The following is a 19258-nucleotide window of genomic DNA, read 5'->3' on the forward strand; positions in this document are numbered from 1 at the left end:
CGGTACTTTTGGCTGCCAAGGCCGGCTCACGGCCGATAATAATGGCGCTGCGCACCGAAATGCCCGCACACCCGCTAGGCGATTGCCATATGATACGGTAATACTAACGTCGGGTGGGTGACACAAAAATGATTTATACCGCGCTCGGGGATTCGATTACGTTCGGAGAAAATGCCACCTCTCCGGCCAAAGCCTATCCCCAGCTTGTCGTATCGTCGCTGAATGCCGCGAACTCCCGCAAGGTCAGCGGATTTGTGCTGGCCCGGCCGGGTTGGAGCAGCCATGAGCTGCTGGACGCCGTCTTATGGCGGGATTCGTCCATGATCAGTATGTCCGATGTCGTATCCGTATGGATCGGCGGGGTAGACCTGGCCAGCACGGCGATTTCTTCGCTATTGACCGGAAAGCTGCAGCCGGACGAACGGCTTTTGAGCTCTTATCGGGCAAATCTGAACGGAATTTTGCTTCAGATTCGCAATCTAAGCCAGGCAAACCTGGTATGCTGCACGCAGTACAACCCGTTTCCGAACAGCCCCGCCGCGGAGGAGTGGATCGGGCGGCTGAACCGGGTCATTAAAGAAACCGCAGTTCGGCACGGGGCCAGGGTCGCGCCTGCGCATCAGTGGTTCGAAGGCAGGCAAGCGGAGTTCATTGCCGGTTATAAAACGGGGAGACTTCAGGATGTGTTAAGCGGATCGCTGCCCATACATCCAAACGACCGCGGGCATCGGGCGATCGCCGCGGGTCTGGCCCCGTACATCCAGCCTGTCCCCAAGCCTGTAAAGCGCCACAGCGTGAAGCGTCATAGCATAAAGCGCCGCAAACGGTAATTGTAAGATTTGCATTTTACAACTATACAACGGGACACCTCTTCAAAAAAATATCCCCTTCCGGGTCTGCCTTTGCCGCACGGACTTATTGGCCACCCGACCGAAGGGGATTTTTTTCACATACTGCTCCATGGCGAACGATTATCTGGAAACTCGATCCTCGCTCACATCATTAAAAAATTTCAGCGAATACAACGCGCAAATTCCAACGATAACGTAAATGATCCGGGACAAAGCGGAATTTTGCCCGCCGAAAATGCCCGCCACCAGATCGTATTGGAACAGTCCCACCAACAGCCAGTTGATCCCGCCGATAATCAGCAGAGCCAGCGCAATAATATTCAATGTTTTCATGAACGGCAACTCCTTGTCAAAATCGTTTTTATTAACAAAATTCCCAAAATTCCCTGAAATTATGCAGCACTGGCAAACAAGAGAAATCAAGGAGCTTGTATGCATACTTAAAAACATCCCGGAGCACAATTAAGGGGGGAATGACAAATTTTGCTTGGAGGGAATTGAAACGATGAATAAGCTTGGCGCACATGAAGTTATGGAAGTCCACGAGATTTTAAGCAACGAAATCTCCGGATTGAATGCGATGATGCTTTACCGCCCTTACGTAAAAGACCAGCAGCTGCAAATGATGATGAATCATCAAATGCAAGCCTGTACCATGGATTACAATCAACTTGTACAGCTGGCGCAGCAAACGGGGGCATCTCAAGCCGTACCGGCCCGCGGCCAAAAAACGGTGGCGCACGCCAGCGGAGCGATGGCTACTTCCGGCGGGACCATGCCGACTGCGGGGGGAACAATGGGGACCCATGAAACCATGCCGAACTATGCAAGCTCTTCGTATCAACCGATGTATGGACTGCGTCAACCGGAAACGCAAACGCCGGCTCAAAGCACGGATCAACTCGACGATGCGGACGTAGCCCTGGCTCTCTTAAACTGCCATAAGCAGTCGGCCGCCTTAAAAATGAAAGCCGCGCTTGAAATGGCCAACCCTTCGCTGCGTCATTTTGTGCAAACCAGCGCCAATAGATGCGCGGACATGGCTTACGAATGTTTCCAATACGCCAACCAAAAAGGGTACTACCAGGTGCCTACGCTTCAGGAAAATACGACCGATACGTTCGTGCACGCCTACGGTACGGTTCCCCAGGGAACTCAGCAGCCGTCCGGCGGCATGTTTATGTAGAACGGGCGGCGGCCATCAAGGCACCCTTTGCGGTGTCTTGTTTTATGTTAAGGAAACAACACGGCCGTTCCCCGCTGCATAACAGGAAACGGCCGTGTCGCTCCGTAAATTACACTTGCTTAAACTCGATCCATCCGATCTGCAGCCCCGGCTTGGTGAATTCCAGCTTCAGCTCGTAAATTCCCGCTTCCAGCCCGATCTTCACCAGCTTTTGCCGAATCCAATTGCCGTCCGTTCCGTTCGTTTGCACCGTCGTTACGAGTTGACCGCCCAGCATAAGGTTGCAGGCGCTTTGGGCCAAATTGGTGTCCGCGTACATTAAGTTGACGATGATCCGGTATTGGCCGGCGCGGTCCACCTTGATGAAGGTCGATCCGTGAGCAGCCGGTTCAACCTGCGGGTTCACGGACAGATCCTGAACCTGCTCCGGAATCCGCTCCGAAACCAGCGCCGGATTCGCCTTGAAGTTATGAACGGTTTCCACGATCTCCTGTTTCCGCGAAAATACCGGCGCGTTCATCAGGAACCGGCAAATATTCATGGCGCAGCGCTGCAGTTCCCCTCGCGTCAATGACCCGTTCCCCAGCGATTCGATGGTGTTGTCGTCCATGGCGTTGACCTCCGCGCCGTAGTTGCTGACGACCATGTACAGATCGTTTTGCGCCCGCACCATAAAATTCGTATATTTCTTATCCGCCGGACCGCCGTTCGCCACATCGTTCATCATCGCCCACCAGTCCGTCATCACGATTCCCGTAAAGCCCCATTCTCCGCGAAGAATCGTCGTGTTCAGGTCGTAATTCGACGCCGCCCAATGCCCGTTCAGCGGATTGTACGCGGTCATGACCGAGCTGGCCCCGCCCCGCTTCACCGCCATTTCGAAGCCTTTGAGATACACCTCCCGGAGCGCGCGTTCGGAAACGACCGCATCGACCTTGCTGCGGTACTGCTCCTGGTTGTTGCAGGCGAAATGCTTGAGCGTCGCATGGGAGCCGCCTTTCTTAATGCCGGCGGTACAAGCCGTTGCAAAAATTCCGGTGAGCAGCGGGTCTTCGGAAAAATACTCGAAATTCCGCCCGTTCAGCGGGCTGCGCCGGATATTGAGGCCCGGTCCGAGCAGCGTGTCGATGTTGTTTCTCAGCAGCTCCTTGCCTTCCAGCACATACAGCTCTTCGACCAGCTCAGGATCCCAGGTCGCCGCAAGCAGGGTGCCGATCGCCACCTGGGTCGCCTTTTCCCCGGTATCCATGCGGATCCCGGACGGGCCGTCCGCCGTACATCCGATCGGGATGCCGAAGCGGAACAGGCTGTCGCTCACTCCCCCAAACGCCGAAGCCGTACCCGGGGTCACCAGCGGGCTGCTCATCCCTTCGCCGCGGACGATCGCGGCCAGGTCCTCGTCGCCAAGCTGGGCCACGAAGGTTTCCAGGCTGATTTTGCCGTCATGCACGTCCTTCAGTTTATAGCCGCGGTCCCCCGTTTGCTCGATCGTTTCGGGAAGCCTTTGTTCAATCCGGTTCGCTAAGGATACGGTTCGTTTCGGCACCTCCACGTAGGTGATTTCGTAAGATCCGTCTTCCTTGCGGGCCCCCGGCTTCATGCGGGTGAAATCTTCCGTCGGCGCCAGCGCTTCTTCCAGCTGCTCCACAACCCGCAGCTCCGGCACCTCGTACCCGTTTTGTCCGTCCACGCCGATCCTAACCGTATTTTTGACGCTGTTCCCTACATGAAAATAGTACATCCCGGCTTCAAGCACGTAAGCGGAACGGTGACCGGTATAGCCGCCGTCGTCGTAGGAAGCCAGGGCATTCACCGGGAAGCTTATGGTCAGCCGCTGCGATTCCCCCGGCTTCAGCTCCTGCGTTTTGGCGAAAGCCACGAGCGCTCTGGCCGGTTTGCCCAGCTGGCCTTGGGGCGCTTCAACATAAACCTGAACCACCTCTTTGCCGGGATAGGTTACGCCGATATTTTGCACGGTCACGCCGATTTCAAGCTGCTCCCCGCCATTTTTGACGACCCGCTTCGCCTCTTCCGGCTTGATGCCGAACTCCGTATAAGTCAATCCATAGCCGAATTCAAACCGCACCTTATCCGGGCAAAACGTCTCAAAATACCGGTACCCCACATAAATATCCTCCTGGTACAGGTTTTTGAATTCGTTGCCGTAGTTGCGGGTAGACGGGTAGTCCTCGATCGAATAGGCGATCGTATCGGTCAATTTGCCGCCCGGATGGACGTCCCCGGCCAGCACGTCGGCGATGGCGTTGCCGCCTTCCATCCCGCCGTGCCAGGCGTAAATGACGCAAGGGATCGGGTGCGCGTACGCTTCATCGTCGAGCCAGCTCATGTCGATGATATTGGAGACGTTCAGGACGACGATCGTCTGTTCAAAATGAGCCGTAACCCGCCGCAGCATCGCAATTTCATCGTCCGTCAACCGGTAGCTGCCGGGCGCGTCAGCGTTGTCCTGGTCTTCGCCGGCGGTGCGCCCGATCACCACGATCGCCTTGTCCGACTTGGCTCTCGCCGCGGCCACCAGCTCATCGGTGAGCGGCATTTCCTTCTGGTGCCAAGGTTCCGCGGCCCAGCCGCCTCCGCCGTTGTCGAACGGGTTTTGCGCGATCCACTTTTCATAAACGGACGCCAGCTCTTCATTCACCCGAATTTGCTTTTTGCTCCGCAGGCCGTCCAATAGATGGGTCGTGTAGGCCACGTTGACGCTGCCGCCCGAACCCGTGCCGCTGCGGTAATAGTTCACTTGAATTCTCCCGAAAATCGAAACGCTTTCGCCGCTTCGCAGCGGCAGCGCTTGTCCTTCATTTTTCAGCAGCACCGCGCCTTCCGCGGCCACCTTCCTGCTGAATTCAGCAAACCCTTCCAAAGGTACTCCCACTTTTGAACTCAATGCCTTCTCTCCCCACTTGTTTTTTTAATCCAATTATTTATACCGTAACCGATTCGTTTTGAAATTTCCATGGCATTATTGCAGATAAAATAAACGGAACATTGAATATGCGGGCGAAAAAAAGAGCAGCGGCATCCATTGCTGACGCGCTGCCCTTACGGCACAAATCACTGACTAAAAACGATTAATCCCAATCCTTAAAATCCTCGTCCACGGAATACACTTTGCCCGTAACGGCATCGATGTCCACATCGGCTTCGCCTAGTTCGGTCTTCAGCTCGACTTCGTAAACGTACCGCCCGTCGTCGTAATCAAGCTCAACTTTGGTGACCGTAGCCCCGTTTACTTGCTTGACCGCGATTTCGGAAGCTTGATCGGAGGTGATTTTCGCCCCGGCAGGCAGCCCTTTATTCGATCCCGCAATATAGTCACGGTTGTCACGGTTGTCACGGTCGTCACGGTCATCATCATCGTCGTCATGTTCTCTATCCTTGACCGCCAATACTTTCCCCGTTACGGCGTCAACATGTACGTCCACATCACCGTAGGCCTGCTCGATTTCGATATCGTAGAATACTTTGCCCGATTTGCGCTTCAATTCCACATCCTCGACACGCCCGGCCTCGGCTTTTAATGCCGCGGCTTTCGCCTGCTCAATCGTGATGTAGGAACTTTTTCCCGACTGAGCCGCCGTTTTTGCGGTTGCCCCGGTTCCGGTATTTCCTGTGCTTTGGCCCGCCGCCCCCGCGCTGGCAAGCGCCGTGGTCGCCCCCAGCAGCAGCGCCGCGGACATGGCACCAACCCACATTTTTCGCTTCATCATCATAAAAATGCCTCCTTCTAATATTTCGCTTTCGCTTTGTGCCTGCCCAATTAGATTACCCTTCTCAAATGAGAAGCCGGAAAGAGAAACATTAGAATTTGCTGAGAAAATGAAGTGAAGCTTTGCGTCCATCAATCATCTGAATCGGTTTCATCATCATCCCAGGTTACCGTCCGGATCGCCCCGGAGATCGCCTGGACCTCCACCGTCGCCTCCCGGCCGTCCGCCAGGTCGATCTCCACCAAATAATAAGGCGTGCTGCCGTCCGCACCGCGCAGCTCTACATCGTCGACTTCTCCAGGAATCTCGGCAAGGGCAAGCTTTGCGGCTTCGTCTTCCGTCAGCAGCCGGCTTTTTGTGCCCTCTTTCCGCCCTGGAGAAGAAATCGTGCGGGAAACCAGCGTTTCCCCCGTATAAGGGTCAAGCGTCATTTCCCGGCTGGTGCCGTTCTGCTGGACAATTACCGCCTGATAAGCCTGCTTGCCCTCCAGTTCAACAAGCTCCAGCTTGGCGATTTCCCCGTCGATGCGCGATTGCAAATCCGCTTTAACCTGCTCCCGGCTCAGCAGCGTTTTCCGCTCCGTATCCGCTGCCGCTTCGATCCGCTCGATCGAATTCACCTTGCCTGAACCGGCGTCGACGGCAACCTGATACAATCCTGATTCAGAGCGGAGCCGCAGTTTATATTGACCGTCCTCAAGAACGGATTGTTCGATTTTGCCGGGATATTGCTCCAGCACGGCTTGTTCGGCATCCTGCGCGGTCAACGCCGGTTCACCGCTCTTCCAGGGCTGCCAGACCATGAGCAGTACGGCAGCAGCCGCAAGCACAACGATCCCCGCCATCCAAAATCTCAGCCCAAACCGCAGCTTCATCTCCCATCACCTTTCATCATTGCCGCTCCCCCCAGTATATCCGGTGAAAATGAGAATTCCATGAGAACTATTCACCGGCCTGCTCCTTGCGAAAAATCAGGGAGGCGGTTGTCCCTTGCCCTACTTGGCTGTCCAGCTTAATCCGCACTCCGAGGGCCCCGGCGATCTCCTTGGCCAGCGCCAGCCCCAGTCCAAAACCGCCCTCTCCGGACCGCCTCGTTCTTGCCGGGTCCAGCCGATAGAAGCGGTCGAATACTTTGTTCAGCTCCTCCCGGGGGATTCCGACCCCCCGGTCCTCCACCGTGATCCACCCCTCACGCTCATCCGCCCCAACGCGCACGGCAATGCCGGTTTCACTGTATTTACGCGCATTGTCGAGCAAAATGAACAACAGCTGCCTTAGCATGCCCGCATCCGTATTTTGCCAAATAGGTCCTTCGGCGAATAATGATACATCCCGCTTATAGGCATTGCGAAAAGCACGGACCGATTCTTCCGCCGCCCCGGCCAGATCAACGCGCTCCACTTTCAATTGCCAGTGCTCGGGTCCCCTGGCCAGCATCAGCAGCTGTTCCGTCATTTCGCGCATGCGGAGCGATTCGGACAAGATGGCTTCGACCGCCTCGTCAAAGATTTCCGGGCGCTCCCGGCCGCGCCGCCGCAGCAGGCTCGCATAGCTCTCGATGATCGTCAGCGGCGTCTTCAGCTCATGGGAAGCGTCGGAAACGAAGCGCTCCTGGCGCTCAAAGTTGGCTTCAAGCATGTCGATCATCCCGTTAAATGTCTCTTCCATCTCCTTCAGCTCGTCTCTGGACGAACCGCTCTGGCTCAGCCGCTTGAACCGGCCGCTGCGCATAATCTCCTTCATCGTTCCGATCATCGAGGAGACCGGCGTCATCATCCGGTTCGCCAAAATCCGGCTGGACACCAAAGCAGGGATCAACGCGATGAGGGTTACCGCGACGAGCACCGTGCGCAGCACCGCAAGACGGCCCTCCGTGTCGGCAATCGATTCCATGACCTGAACGTTGACGACTTCACCGTCGGGCCAGATTACCGGGACCGAAACCCAAACATAACCGGTCCGTCCGACGTCTATGCGCCGTGTCTTCCGCTCCTCCTCGAAGGCATACTTGAGCTTGCTCAGTTGCTGCTCGGAGGAGGTGGTTACCGGAGGCGTGCTTGTGCCGTCGCTCTTTACGATCCTCAGCATTCCGTTCAGCGGAGCGTACGCCCGCAGGAGATCGTCCGGCGGAATCAAGCCCGCCGACTGCCGCACGCCTTTGACGATCGCCTCCGCTTCCGCTTCGACCCGCTTGATTTCATGGCCGACCGACATACGCTCGAACAAAATATACACCGACAAATTTACCACGATCAGCAGCACGGCGAACAGAGCGGAGGTATATAAATAAATTTTGCTTCTCAGCTTCATGGCTGCTCCTTCAGGACATATCCGACCCCGCGGACCGTGTGGATCAGTTCCTGCGCCCGGCCGCGGTCGATCTTTTTGCGGACATACCGGATATATACATCAACGATATTGGTATCGCCGTAATGATCGTATCCCCAGACCGCTTGTAAAATCTGCTCCCGGCTCAGCACCTGCCGCTGATGCTTGAGCAGAAACACCAGCAGGTCGTATTCGCGCGGCGTCAATTCCACCGGATCGCCGTCGCGGAGGACTTCCCGGGTTTGCTCGTTCAGCCTTAAACCGGCGGCGCCGAGCCACGCTTCTTCGGACGAAACTTCGACCTGAGGAGCCAAGCCCACCGTATTGCGCAAACGCAAAGCGGCGCGGATTCGGGCCAGCAGCTCCTCGATCCGGAACGGCTTGGTCACGTAATCGTTGGCCCCAAGATCGAGGCCGGAAACTTTGTCTTCGACCGAGCTCTTGGCCGTAAGCAAAATGACCGGGATCCGCTCGTCCGACTGACGTATGCGGCGGAGAACTTCAATGCCGCTTATCTCCGGGAGCATAATGTCGAGCAGGATCAGATCCCAATGGCCGCGACGGTAAGCTTCCAAGCCTTCGGTTCCGTTATTTGCCTTGCCTACGCGGTAGCCTTCGGACTCCAGTTCGATTTCAAGCAGGCGCGCAATTTTCACTTCATCTTCTATGACCAGTATCGCTTCATTCATCCGCTTCCCTCCGCTGTTAATTGCAAGCTTATTTTTCTATTATACAAAAGAGGCCATCCCTTAGGTCGGGTTGCTCCCTTGTCTTTGCAACTGTTATGATTACCTGCAATTGACAAACCAAAAACCGGCATGTAGGATAATACTTACAACGAAGAGTTAGTTATTTGACCAACTTACTGTGAAGGAGGGAAATAAACCTATGGCAAAACCCAATGTGGTGACCCGTGAGGAGCTTTTGCGGGCCGCCCAGGAATGCGTCGTACAAAAAGGGATTGAAAAAACGACGCTGAAGGCGGTCGCCGACCAGGCGAAGGTGAGCCAGGGAACCGTCTTTTATCATTTCCGGACGAAGGAACAGTTAATGATCGAGCTGGTGCAGAGCCTATGCGATTCCTCCTGGGAGTCTCTGCGGCAGAGCCATGCCAGCGTGGAAGAGGCGCTGCAATCGGCCAAAGAAAGGTGCGGGTACGACTCCACCTATCACCGGTTGTTTTTCGCTTCGCTGGCGGCCAGCCTGCATCTGGAACCCAACCGCCGGCGGTTGGGCGAGATGATCCGCGAAGAAAACAAACACCTCGCCGGAATTCTTGAGGACCGCTGGGGAAGCTCTCCCGTGGAGCAAATCTCGATGGACCAATGGGGCATGCTGATGAACGCGATCATTGACGGGCTGGCCGTGCAAGCTTTGCTGGACGAGGATTTTCCTAAAGAAAAAGCATTTGATGCGCTTCAGGCCATGTTCCATTTTATTTCTAAAGGAGTGAGCAAATGAAAACCGGAACAACAACCAGGACGGGGAACAAGGTTTTCCTGCTGTGGGGATTCCTCCTCTGGCTCGCGGCCACCCTTGTTTTTCACTTCTTCGGAGGCTTGTTGATCGATGTGGAGAAGCCGCTTATTACGGGGATTTGTTTCATTGCCGCGATCCCTTTGATTTGGGGATGTATGACGCCGTTGTATTCCATGGTTCGCCTTTCACCGCTGGAGCGCTTGGTCCCCGCCGCGTGCACGGCCTTGCCCGGGATGCTGCTTGACGTAGTATCGCTCCCCTTCCATCGCTTCGTTTTCCCGGGGATAAGCGACAGCAGCATGCCGTTGTTGGCGGCTTGGCTGCTTTGGGCCTACGCACTGATTATTCTAACGGGATTACGTACAAAAGGACACTCGGCGTGAGCCGGTGTCCTTTGACGAAAATATTCATTGTTCCTTAATGCTGACGGCATCCCTGCCGGCATTTGGCAAACTCCCAAGCTTGTTCGGAGCGCCCCCGTTCTTCTTAACGGCATACACCCCGTCTGCGAACGTGTAATATACGTAATCCCCCAACGCTTTGACGTTTCTAATCCGCAGCCAGCCGGAATCAAAATCGAGTTCCTCGGTGGCCAGCCGTTTTTTCGCGCCTGTCAAAACGTCGACCTTCCATAAGGATTGCGTCCACTTCAACTGATTTTCTTCGGTGTAATAAAGCGTTCCCCCGACCATGTCGAAAATCTGCATCCCGGGATCGTTCAGTTTGGCGACAGCCCTTTTGCCGGATCCGTCGAGGTTCATTTCGCGCAGCATTTTAGCGCGGTTGTCCAGATAATAGATTTTGTTGTTGAAGATCATTGAATCGTTTACATCGGCATCTCCGGACAGTTTCTTTTGATGGCTTCCGTCCATCCCCATGCGGTACAACGTCCAGCGTTTGTTTTCGTAATAGCCATAATAAATCCAATTATTGTAAACATAGCGGATGAAGCAATTCGCCTTGGACAGTTTCGTTTTTTTTCCGTTCTGCAGCTTGTAAATGGCATAATTGGCTTCGCCGTCGGTGAACCAAATAACATCGTTTTTGATATAGGCGTTGTCTTTCATTAAATAGCCCTTGCCGATCACATGGCGTGCGCCCGTATCATCGTCATAGCCGATCTTCACGATGTCGCCGTTCGGCCGATTGAAATAGAGATCCCCGTCCTGGCCCATCACGAGACCCAACTGCTCACCCTGGGGAAAATGGAAAGTTATCAGATTCCCATTGAGATCTGTTCGGTAAAAATAATCATTATCCACCGTCCCCAAAAAATCCTTTATGTAAAAAAAGCGGCCATCCGTATATTCCACCCGATTCATTTCCTGCGACCGGATCTCCGAGGAAGGGCGGGTGTCAATATCGACTTTCTCGACCGTCCCGTCGCTGTACATATAGTACATCATTAATTTACCGGCATAGATGGCTTTGGGCTGCAAACTTTTCTTTAGAGATGCCAGCACATCGCCGGAAATGTTTTGTTCACTGTCGCTGATCACAATGATCCCGTCTTTAAAAAACAGCTTCTTCTGAAAAAGATCTTCGACCGCGTTCCGCAGCGGCAAATAAGTCGTGCCGTTCACCGCTTGGCCCGGAGCGCTCATGACGATCTTCCGGTCATTGATGTAGAGCACCCGTTCACCGATACGCGTTTTGGCCGTCTGGCCGCCAGCCGTAATCGTGATGTCCCCTGTCTTTGCGTTAAACGACATTTTCGCCCCCACCTGATCCGCCAAAAAGCGTAATGGGACTAAAGCACTTCCTTTCTCCACAAAAGGGGCGACCCCGGAATTCATTCCATCGATTCGGGTCATTTGGCCCTTGACGTAAGCCTTGGAGCTATCGACCGATAAAACGATGGCATCGCTCAGCTCCGATTCGGGGCGGCCATCCGCTGCTTGGCCCGTTGTTCCGCCGGTCTCTTCCGCCGTATTATCGCTGCCCGTTTCCGTTACGATTAAGCCCCCCTCTTCCGCAGCCGGGATTTGCGCAGCCGGGATTTGCGCAGCCAGGGTTTGCGCTGCCGAGGTTTGAGCTGCCGCCGACAGGCCGCCGCTTATACAACCCAATAGCAAACTCATGATCACGATCGTTTTTTTGAACAACTTGCGTTTCCTCCCTTTTCAATCCATGCGTTCTGCAATCGGTTACACCTTCTTGGGGAAATGTCCATGTATAATTTCGAACATTGATCCACTTTTAAAGCGGTTGATTGCCAAAGTTAGGATACTATACGCTCCCATGAAATTCCATAGTTCTAATGGAGGTCTGAGGGAGCATTGAACTGCCTCTCTAACGTTGGTAGAATATACCTTTAAAGAGTATTTTCACTCACGAAGGAGAGGAATTAATGACATCCCAACAGCAGGCGGCCATGGCATCAATGGTGGGTTGGCTGGCACATGAAAACGAACTTGGCCGGGAACCCGGAAAAATCGAAATCGCCGGGGAATTTGATTTGCACGGCATGCACTACTACATGTTCAAGTACAAAAAGAACTTGCTCGGCAAGTGGCTCCTGGGCGTATGCGGAGGTTATGAAGATCCGTCCGACACCGAGCATTGCGGCCATATTTTCAGTGAAATGCAGCCCTATGATCCGGCCACGGCCGAGCAGGAAGCGATCGCCATGGTCGAAATGATCCGCGAGTACTGGATGAAGCGGGCGGCGGAACTGGAGGCCGCGGAAGCGCAGGCTCAGACTCAGACTCAGGCGGATGGCTCTGCCGGCAATGAAGAAGACGGGAAATCCTCCGGGATTTTTAACGGGTTCGTGCTGCTCAATACCCATGAATGCGACCTGGAGTTGATTAAGGCCAACCTGCTGCAGGATTGGAATATCGCCTACTCACGGGACGAGGATGAACAAGAACACCCCGGAGAAGAAAAGGAAAGCATCCTGGTTTTTGAAGCGGAGGGCTGCACCTTGGCCGTCAGCTTTGTCGACGCTCCCGTGCCGGACGGAGAAGCCGAGTTTCATGCCCAAGGCAACTATCTGTGGCGCGAGGCGGTGGAGGTGACCAAAACGCATGTGGCCCAAATCATCGTGGCTACATTTCCCCGCTCCGGCTCCTCGCTCGATAGCGGCAAAATGTACGCCAAACTGGCGGCAAGCTGCTTGAAGCTGCCGAACGCGGTTGGCATCTACATGTCCGGGACCGTTTTTCAGCCGGAGTTCTATGTGGAGTTGGCGGAAGTGATGAAGTCGGAGGACATCGTTCCTTTGCTTAATTTGATCCACTTCGGATTGGTCGGAAGCGAAGCGGGAGTCAGCGGTTACACGAACGGGCTGGCATCGTTCGGCAAGGATGAGATCGAAGTGCTGGACAGCCAGGCCTCGCCCGCCGAGCTGCGCGATTTCCTGATCGACATCGCCGGGTATGTGATCGACCGGGACGTCACGCTTAGGGACGGAGAAACGATCGGCTTTACGGCGGAGCAGAAGCTGCCGATAACCCGCTCCGAAGGCGTGTATGTCGAAGGCGACAGCCTGAAGATCCAATATTAACAGCGGTTGCTCAAGGCAGGGGGAAGGCCCCCTGCTTTTTTCATGGAAATGTGGGATCCTGCTTCGGGCCTAGGAGTGTGGTGCTGAATAGTTGCAAAAGATACATTTATTGATCGGAAAATGGAGCGGGGCGCTTGTTTAATTGCGAATCCTGCAACTAAATCCGCGCGATTCAAAAAACTGGTGCAGATATTGGGATGTTAGTTGCAGGAAATACAATTAAAGCATATGAACCCGCTTCTTCGTTGAAATCTAGTTGTATGTTTTGCAACTAATGGTCCGAGCCCCTGAGAAAACCTTCATATCCGCAGGCGTCGTTTTCTTATTTCTCCTTGCCGCGTTCGGAAGCGGACGTCCGCAGGGACCATAACCCGGAGATGGCCCGGTCCAGTCTATCGTTAATCAGGATCGACTCGGCGTATCGGGCCGGAATCGCTTCGTAGCCGTAGTGGATCCCGGCCAGTCCCCCGGCGATGGCGCCAATCGTATCGGAATCCCCGCCCAAATTGGCCGCCCGCTGCACTACTTCGCTAAAGTCCGCGCTATGCAGCAAAATATGGAGAACCCACCGGAACGTATGCACGACAAAACCGCTCGGCTCGCAGTCGGGGGCCGTTTCAAAAAGTCCTTCATATTCCGTCCCGGCCGTTTCGGCGAAGATGGCGGACCTTAAATCTTCACCGCGGAGCAGGCGGGCGGCAATCCGGTTATAGATCAGGCAGGCCTCGCCGCAGCGCGGATCGTAGTGCGTCATCTTCGACTGCATGAGCGTCACCCGCTCCATGTCGGCGCTGTCCCCGTAAGCCAAAGCTGCGGGCAGACAGCGCATCAGGGAACCGTTCCCGGCGCTTTGCCCCAGATCAGCGTGTGCGTAAAAAGCGGCCTCAAACCAGTTGCCCTCGTAACTTTCGAAGACGTGGCGGATAATATTGCCGATGTCCTTCGGCCTCGAATTGTACCATTCCAGGAACAGCCGCCCGATGGGCTCCATCGGCTCGGCCGGATTTTCCAGAATGCCTTCGGCCACACAAAGCGTCATCATCGTATCGTCGGTCACTTCCCCCGGCGCAAGCCGCCACACCCCGCCGCCGATGATCTCCCGCAAATAACCGTGCTGCGCCTTGATCTCCCGTTGACTCATAAACTCCGTCGTTCCGCCGAGCGCATCGCCCACGGCCACGCCGTACAACCCGCCTTTGATTTTGCTGTATAAAACTTCTTCGTTCACGGCAACTCCCCCGTTTTGTCCGAGTTTAGTCTGAAACTTTTCGCGATCGCAAACGTCAATCCAATGAAAGCATAAATTCTCAAATGAGGTGACACATGAAGACATTGGACGGTCTCTAGCTTCCCGTTAGGAGGTTAGAGAGCCCAAATGAGCAGAAGTGTGAAAAAATAACCGGTATGGACAGATCATACCACGCCCGGGACACGCTGGTCCAAACGCCAAGCCGGTAAAGCGGTGCGACGGTTTACAGGCGATATGCAAAACGGCGGATGGTACCGCAAACTGTACTGTTCCTGGGATATTTGCGATTACAAATTCTATAAGCCCCAACAAGAAGCGATACATGAATGGGAAAATTGCCGGTGGCTGCAGAGCCGTTCGCTTCCCCGAGCGGACGCCGTCAACGACTGGGAGAAGCACTACAAAAGAAAATAATGCAAGAAAGCGCCGGATTGGGAAGCCCGGCGCTTCTGCTTTTTTTCATATACCGAAAAATTCCCGCGCGGTTTGCGTGGTCATCTCGGCGATTTCCGCCGCGGTTCTGCCCGTGCAGCGGGCGATCGTCTCCACAATATGCGGCAGAAAGGCGGGCTCGTTCCGCCGGTCCGCCGGCTTGTCCTTCATATCCCGCGGGGTCAGGAACGGCGCATCCGTCTCGATCATCAGCCGGTCCGGCGGAATGATGGGGACGAGATCCAGCAAATGGCGTCCTCTCCGCTCATCGCAAATCCAGCCGGTGATCCCGATATGGAAACCCATCGCCAGGTACGTTTTAAGCTCCGCTTCAGTTCCCGTAAAGCAGTGGACCACCGCTCTTTTTACCCCATGCTCCTTCAAGATCGAGGTGAAATCGCCGGAGGCTTCCCGCTCATGCAGGAACAGCGGCAGGTTCAGGTCGAGCGCCAAGCGGATCTGCTCGGCAAACCATTTGCGCTGCACGTCGCGCGGGGAGAAATCCCGGTTGTAATCGAGCCCGCACTCCCCAATAGCGACCACCTGGGGAAGCTGCGCCAATTCCCTAAGCTTGTCTATCGTCTCTTCGTTGCAGCCCTTGGCATCATGCGGATGAACGCCCGCCGTAGCGTACAGCTTCCCCGGAAAGTCTCCGGCATAACGCGCCGCCTCTGCACTGCTTCGCAGGCTCGTCCCGGTAATGATCAAAGGCGAGACGCCCCTAGCGGCCGCCCGCTCCACCACCTGCTCCCGGTCGCGCTGAAACGAGCGGTGCATTAAATTCACGCCAATATCGATCGTGCTCATAGGTTGATTCATTGTTGGATTTATTGTTGGATTCACTGTTTGATTCCTCCTCGTCCGCCTTAAGCCGGATATTATTAACTCCCCCGTTTTTCCCGCCCCGCTTCCGCGATTCTTTCCCGTTTGGGGCGGTTCAGCAAGCAAAGGGTATATTTCAAGCATTCGATCCAGTCTTTGGCGGATAAAAAAATATTTATGCAAAAAAATGACGCCCATAAACGACCCCAGCAGCGCGAATCCCGAAAATACCAACACGCCCGCGGCGTTCCGGCCCGCGTCACCCAAGAGGGCTGCGGACAAGTTGTACGCCATATACCCTAAGCCGCGAAAATATCGCGCCCCATGATGGCTTTCGGACTCTTAGCTGCTGGAATCCTTAGGTTCTTTAGACCCTTTGGGACTTTTAGAGCCCTGTTCCAGCCGATAGTAGGTCCCGTCATGAAACGCCTTATCGTAATAAAACGCCATAAAGCCGATAAGCAGCACATTTCCGCTCCCCGCCAGCCAGATGAACCACGATCCGTGCAGGTGCACGATCGAGTACATGATTTTATACATGCTCATATGGCTTGCAACCGCCATCCCCAGCCCAAGCACACCGGCGTACAGGACGAACTGCAGCTCGCAGCGGTAAGGATTGGCGCCGATCCATAAGCCCCAAACCGTCAGTACTGCGGTTATGGCCGCCGCGATGTAAAATTCCCATGTCAACATGGGCGGGGCAAGAGTCGGGAAGGCGCAAAGATAGACCAAAAACAAAAAGACGATCAGCGTCCCCCGAATGCCGGAAGCATGCATGATTCTAAGTTGAAAAGAATCCAGCCTGGTTCGTTCCCCGCTTCTCATTTTTCCCCCTGTTCCCGTAGATTTCAAATGCTGCAGCATTCCGGCGGCACCCGGTCGGCCAGCCATACTTCATTGCCGGCAAAATAAAATGTAACTCCAAGCCGCTCCGCGCCTCGTGTGTCTATTTTAAGAATAACCAGCTCACCTCTGCGGCTGCCCGCAAGCGTGGCGAAATGGGTCCCTTCCGACAAATGCACGTACTGCCGGCTCATCGGATGAAGCCCTTCTTTCAGTATAGACGGGAGGGCATTCTTGTTGGTTCCATGGTACAGCACAGCAGGAGGCTCACCCGGGGTGTAAGTTACCCGGTCATGACTATGGCCGTATCTTGCTCTAATCCGGTCGTCCTCGATCACAAAACGCTGCTTATCCGAGTTGCGGACCACCTGTTCGATATCTTCGCGGCTTACCCATGACCACTTCGCCTGTGCCCTGATGGCTTTCAGAAGGGAATCCACCGGACATGAACCGTCCGCGGGATCGAGGACAAGCCTGAAATCCTCGGGGGTATGGCGCAGCATTTTGCTCATCAGCTTGCTTAAGCTTTTTTCCGTTGCCGGATTTAACATCGTTATCACTTCACTTTCTAGCCGTTTCCATTTATTGCATTATAACCTTTCCAGGACGGTTTGGTCAGGAAAGTTTGGTTTAACACAACATTCCCACGAGGAAGTCAGGCAGGTGACACCAAGATAATCGCGTAAAACGTACGCTAAGTGAAAATCAAAGCATAATGGCATGAACCTGCGTAAGCTAAGAAATATTTTGAAACGAATCTACATAGCGGGTATAATAAAACTCATCAACTGGGCGTATGCGATAGCTCAATATAGTCCAAAAGAAGCAATCTCCCTGCTTTGCAAGGGCCGAAGAGATTGCTTCTTTCACTTTTTGTGACGAAACATCTCGTCAAGCCGCTAATCGCGGGACAAATACGCAAACGAAACGTGGGACCTTCGGAGATAGAAGTTAGTGCTGTGATGTAGAAATATTTTGTGAGATTGCGATACACTGTAAACAGGAGGGATTTTTATGATATCTAACCGGAGCGTCCAGATCGGTCCGCCGCGTTTCGGCATTGCCGTACATGCCCTGATCTTGCTTGCCAAATGCGAGGGACCGCTTTCCAGCGCGGCCATTGCCAGCAACGTCCAATCGCATGCCACATTCCTCCGCAGGGTATTGGCGCAGCTCACGCACACCGGTATTGTCGAAGCGAGAGAAGGGCGGAATGGGGGCTACTATCTGAAGCGCCGTCCGGATCAAATTACACTGGCGGATATATTTTTAGCTGTAAAATCGGATTGCTGCGAACAAGAGGTTCAAGAGGAATGCACCTCGGGCCAACAAAAGCTCGAAGCGATTATGGGAGAAGTGCAAAAGCAGGCTGTCGAACTGCTCAAGCAGCATACGTTAGCCGATTTGATGCAAGAATAATTACCGGATTGCAATGTGAGCCGGAACGTTATATACTGTACTCAGTTAAGTTGCAGTTGATAATTCGACTGCATTTTATTTCAAAAAATACTGTGCCTAAATTGAGCACAGTATTTATAAGGAGGAGAGAAGCATGTCCGTTTCACAATCGTCCCAAACGGTGGAGCAGCAGCAGTTTTTCAACGTTATTCAGGATCGGCGGTCCGTCCGCAGCTATGATCCCGAGGTAAAGATTCCGCGGGAGGAAATGAACGAAATCTTGCAGCAAGCTACGCTGGCTCCTTCAGGCGCCAATCTGCAGCCGTGGCGTTTTCTCGTAATCGATTCGCAAGAGCTGAAGCAAAAACTGCTTCCGATCGCCTTCAATCAGCAGCAAGTGATTGAGGCTTCGGCTGTCATTGCGGTACTCGGAGATTTGGAATGTTATAAATTGGCCGAGAAAATTTACGGAATGGCGGTCGATGCGGGTTACATGCCTGCAGAGACGGCTAAATCGTTCGTGGAACGTTATCAAGGGATGTTCGCGAGCATGCCTAAGGAGACTATTCGCCGATCCGTATCTATTGACGGTGGTTTGGTATCCATGCAGCTTATGCTTGTCGCCCGCGCTAAAGGCTATGATACGGTCCCGATGGGCGGCTATGACCAGGCTAAATTTGTAGAAGCGTTCGATATTCCGGAGAGATACGCTCCTGTTATGCTTATCGCCATCGGTAAGGCGGCGAAGCCCGGACACCCGACGGTAAGATTGCCGATTCAGGATGTCGCTTTCTTCAACGAAATGCCTAAGGCATGAAAAGGGCTTTTTTCGTAAAATAGCGGCTGCTGCATCCGTTAGATTTCCGGCGGGCTGGCGCAATACCCGCTCGAAACCTGAGCTTTTTGGCGGGAAATCGCGAATGTATCCGGGCTGCAAAGTGTCTTGTGCTGGACAACCGCTCGCCCCCTCATGGTATACTGCCTGTAATATGCGGAAAAGGGGGGTTTGGTAACCATGTGGAAAGAATTCAAAGCCTTCGCCCTAAAGGGCAACGTGCTGGATCTGGCCATCGGTGTCATCGTTGGTGCGGCTTTCGGGAAAATCGTCACCTCCCTGGTGGAAGACATGCTGATGCCCGTGATCGGCCTCTTGATGGGCGGCATTGACCTTAAAGGACTGCAATTCCAATATGGCGACACCATCTTGAAATACGGCGCGTTCCTTCAGACCATCATCGACTTCTTTATCGTCTCCTTCTCGATTTTCTTGTTTGTCAAAGGTATCAATAAACTGAAACGCAAAGAAGATCCGAAGCCCGAAGCGCCGCCGGCGCCGTCCAAAGAAGAGCTGCTGCTGACGGAAATCCGGGATTTGCTGAAACAGCGACAGGTCGAATAGATGCAGCCGAAAAAGAGTGCCTTGAGCCGCAA

At 54.1% G+C, this 19258-nt stretch carries 19 protein-coding genes; 8 read left to right on the plus strand and 11 right to left on the minus strand.

Annotated features, from left to right (window positions below):
• Positions 1 to 128: 128 nt before the first annotated feature.
• Entirely contained in the window at positions 129 to 830 is a 702-nt protein-coding gene (locus DYE26_RS20935) for an SGNH/GDSL hydrolase family protein (protein WP_063836342.1), read from the plus strand.
• A 141-nt stretch (positions 831 to 971) separates the two neighbouring features.
• On the opposite strand, the gene DYE26_RS20940 is transcribed toward DYE26_RS20935, so the two are convergent.
• On the minus strand, positions 972 to 1184 hold the full coding sequence (locus DYE26_RS20940; RefSeq protein ID WP_036626814.1) for a DUF378 domain-containing protein: 213 nt from the start codon (positions 1182 to 1184) through the stop codon (positions 972 to 974).
• Between the two features lie 172 nt (positions 1185 to 1356).
• Between DYE26_RS20940 and DYE26_RS20945 the strand changes: the two genes are divergently transcribed.
• A complete protein-coding gene (locus DYE26_RS20945) occupies positions 1357 to 2037 on the plus strand; it encodes a spore coat protein (RefSeq protein WP_051985770.1) in 681 nt (226 codons plus the stop codon).
• 109 nt (positions 2038 to 2146) lie between these two features.
• Here the strand turns inward: DYE26_RS20945 and DYE26_RS20950 are convergent, their stop codons facing one another.
• From DYE26_RS20950 to DYE26_RS20970, 5 genes are all read right to left on the minus strand, one after another.
• Positions 2147 to 4942 carry a glycoside hydrolase family 3 C-terminal domain-containing protein gene (locus DYE26_RS20950; protein WP_036626816.1) on the minus strand — a complete coding sequence of 932 codons (2796 nt, stop codon included), beginning with the start codon at positions 4940 to 4942 and terminating at the stop codon, positions 2147 to 2149.
• 184 nt (positions 4943 to 5126) lie between these two features.
• The gene (locus tag DYE26_RS20955; protein ID WP_051985771.1) at positions 5127 to 5768 is read right to left on the minus strand and encodes a PepSY domain-containing protein; all 642 of its coding nucleotides are present in this window, start codon (positions 5766 to 5768) and stop codon (positions 5127 to 5129) included.
• A gap of 128 nt (positions 5769 to 5896) precedes the next feature.
• A complete protein-coding gene (locus DYE26_RS20960; RefSeq protein ID WP_036626818.1) occupies positions 5897 to 6640 on the minus strand; it encodes a PepSY domain-containing protein in 744 nt (247 codons plus the stop codon).
• 67 nt (positions 6641 to 6707) lie between these two features.
• Positions 6708 to 8075 (minus strand): sensor histidine kinase, encoded by a 1368-nt coding sequence (locus DYE26_RS20965; protein WP_036626820.1) that lies wholly within the window; start codon positions 8073 to 8075, stop codon positions 6708 to 6710.
• Positions 8072 to 8782 carry a response regulator transcription factor gene (locus tag DYE26_RS20970; protein ID WP_036626823.1) on the minus strand — a complete coding sequence of 237 codons (711 nt, stop codon included), beginning with the start codon at positions 8780 to 8782 and terminating at the stop codon, positions 8072 to 8074. The genes DYE26_RS20965 and DYE26_RS20970 overlap by 4 nt, the downstream gene beginning before the upstream one ends.
• A gap of 199 nt (positions 8783 to 8981) precedes the next feature.
• Between DYE26_RS20970 and DYE26_RS20975 the strand changes: the two genes are divergently transcribed.
• On the plus strand, positions 8982 to 9554 hold the full coding sequence (locus DYE26_RS20975; RefSeq protein ID WP_036626825.1) for a TetR/AcrR family transcriptional regulator: 573 nt from the start codon (positions 8982 to 8984) through the stop codon (positions 9552 to 9554).
• Complete coding sequence (locus DYE26_RS20980) at positions 9551 to 9955, plus strand: DUF5367 family protein (RefSeq protein WP_051985772.1); 405 nt, start codon at positions 9551 to 9553, stop codon at positions 9953 to 9955. Before DYE26_RS20975 ends, DYE26_RS20980 begins: the two co-directional genes overlap by 4 nt.
• A 24-nt stretch (positions 9956 to 9979) precedes the next feature.
• Here DYE26_RS20980 and DYE26_RS20985 read toward each other — a convergent pair whose 3' ends face one another.
• Entirely contained in the window at positions 9980 to 11677 is a 1698-nt protein-coding gene (locus tag DYE26_RS20985) for a stalk domain-containing protein (protein ID WP_036626827.1), read from the minus strand.
• A 245-nt stretch (positions 11678 to 11922) separates the two neighbouring features.
• Here DYE26_RS20985 and DYE26_RS20990 point away from each other — a divergent pair, with 245 nt between their 5' ends.
• On the plus strand, positions 11923 to 13080 hold the full coding sequence (locus DYE26_RS20990) for a DUF4261 domain-containing protein (protein ID WP_051985773.1): 1158 nt from the start codon (positions 11923 to 11925) through the stop codon (positions 13078 to 13080).
• A gap of 322 nt (positions 13081 to 13402) precedes the next feature.
• Here the strand turns inward: DYE26_RS20990 and DYE26_RS20995 are convergent, their stop codons facing one another.
• The 4 genes from DYE26_RS20995 to DYE26_RS21015 form a co-directional block, all read right to left on the minus strand.
• Positions 13403 to 14308, minus strand: a complete 906-nt coding sequence (locus DYE26_RS20995; protein ID WP_036626828.1) for an ADP-ribosylglycohydrolase family protein — start codon at positions 14306 to 14308, stop codon at positions 13403 to 13405.
• A gap of 480 nt (positions 14309 to 14788) precedes the next feature.
• The gene (locus DYE26_RS21005) at positions 14789 to 15580 is read right to left on the minus strand and encodes a TatD family hydrolase (RefSeq protein WP_036628961.1); all 792 of its coding nucleotides are present in this window, start codon (positions 15578 to 15580) and stop codon (positions 14789 to 14791) included.
• A gap of 345 nt (positions 15581 to 15925) precedes the next feature.
• The gene (locus DYE26_RS21010) at positions 15926 to 16411 is read right to left on the minus strand and encodes a hypothetical protein (RefSeq protein WP_036626830.1); all 486 of its coding nucleotides are present in this window, start codon (positions 16409 to 16411) and stop codon (positions 15926 to 15928) included.
• A gap of 23 nt (positions 16412 to 16434) precedes the next feature.
• On the minus strand, positions 16435 to 16980 hold the full coding sequence (locus tag DYE26_RS21015) for an RNA 2'-phosphotransferase (protein ID WP_036626832.1): 546 nt from the start codon (positions 16978 to 16980) through the stop codon (positions 16435 to 16437).
• A 463-nt stretch (positions 16981 to 17443) separates the two neighbouring features.
• On the opposite strand from DYE26_RS21015, the gene DYE26_RS21020 reads away from it, so the two are divergent.
• The 3 genes from DYE26_RS21020 (at position 17444) to mscL (ending at position 19226) form a co-directional block, all read left to right on the plus strand.
• The gene (locus tag DYE26_RS21020; RefSeq protein WP_036626833.1) at positions 17444 to 17848 is read left to right on the plus strand and encodes an RrF2 family transcriptional regulator; all 405 of its coding nucleotides are present in this window, start codon (positions 17444 to 17446) and stop codon (positions 17846 to 17848) included.
• A gap of 133 nt (positions 17849 to 17981) precedes the next feature.
• Positions 17982 to 18644 carry a nitroreductase family protein gene (locus tag DYE26_RS21025; RefSeq protein ID WP_036626834.1) on the plus strand — a complete coding sequence of 221 codons (663 nt, stop codon included), beginning with the start codon at positions 17982 to 17984 and terminating at the stop codon, positions 18642 to 18644.
• A 198-nt stretch (positions 18645 to 18842) separates the two neighbouring features.
• Positions 18843 to 19226: a large conductance mechanosensitive channel protein MscL gene (mscL, locus tag DYE26_RS21030; protein ID WP_036626836.1), complete on the plus strand. Its 384-nt coding sequence runs from the start codon at positions 18843 to 18845 to the stop codon at positions 19224 to 19226.
• Positions 19227 to 19258 lie beyond the last annotated feature (32 nt).

It is taken from the genome of Paenibacillus macerans (assembly GCF_900454495.1).
Lineage (GTDB): Bacteria > Bacillota > Bacilli > Paenibacillales > Paenibacillaceae > Fontibacillus > Fontibacillus macerans.

Bases quoted from the DNA above. Each gene is read 5' to 3' on its own strand.
- DYE26_RS20940 (WP_036626814.1), bottom strand. From the start codon at position 1,184: ATGAAAACATTGAATATTATTGCGCTGGCTCTGCTGATTATCGGCGGG.
- DYE26_RS20935 (WP_063836342.1), top strand. From the start codon at position 129: ATGATTTATACCGCGCTCGGGGATTCGATTACGTTCGGAGAAAATGCC.
- mscL (WP_036626836.1), top strand. From the start codon at position 18,843: ATGTGGAAAGAATTCAAAGCCTTCGCCCTAAAGGGCAACGTGCTGGAT.
- DYE26_RS21015 (WP_036626832.1), bottom strand. From the start codon at position 16,980: ATGTTAAATCCGGCAACGGAAAAAAGCTTAAGCAAGCTGATGAGCAAA.
- DYE26_RS20960 (WP_036626818.1), bottom strand. From the start codon at position 6,640: ATGAAGCTGCGGTTTGGGCTGAGATTTTGGATGGCGGGGATCGTTGTG.
- DYE26_RS20965 (WP_036626820.1), bottom strand. From the start codon at position 8,075: ATGAAGCTGAGAAGCAAAATTTATTTATATACCTCCGCTCTGTTCGCC.
- DYE26_RS21005 (WP_036628961.1), bottom strand. From the start codon at position 15,580: ATGAATCAACCTATGAGCACGATCGATATTGGCGTGAATTTAATGCAC.
- DYE26_RS21020 (WP_036626833.1), top strand. From the start codon at position 17,444: ATGATATCTAACCGGAGCGTCCAGATCGGTCCGCCGCGTTTCGGCATT.
- DYE26_RS20990 (WP_051985773.1), top strand. From the start codon at position 11,923: ATGACATCCCAACAGCAGGCGGCCATGGCATCAATGGTGGGTTGGCTG.
- DYE26_RS20945 (WP_051985770.1), top strand. From the start codon at position 1,357: ATGAATAAGCTTGGCGCACATGAAGTTATGGAAGTCCACGAGATTTTA.
- DYE26_RS20980 (WP_051985772.1), top strand. From the start codon at position 9,551: ATGAAAACCGGAACAACAACCAGGACGGGGAACAAGGTTTTCCTGCTG.
- DYE26_RS21025 (WP_036626834.1), top strand. From the start codon at position 17,982: ATGTCCGTTTCACAATCGTCCCAAACGGTGGAGCAGCAGCAGTTTTTC.
- DYE26_RS20970 (WP_036626823.1), bottom strand. From the start codon at position 8,782: ATGAATGAAGCGATACTGGTCATAGAAGATGAAGTGAAAATTGCGCGC.
- DYE26_RS20955 (WP_051985771.1), bottom strand. From the start codon at position 5,768: ATGATGATGAAGCGAAAAATGTGGGTTGGTGCCATGTCCGCGGCGCTG.
- DYE26_RS20975 (WP_036626825.1), top strand. From the start codon at position 8,982: ATGGCAAAACCCAATGTGGTGACCCGTGAGGAGCTTTTGCGGGCCGCC.
- DYE26_RS21010 (WP_036626830.1), bottom strand. From the start codon at position 16,411: ATGAGAAGCGGGGAACGAACCAGGCTGGATTCTTTTCAACTTAGAATC.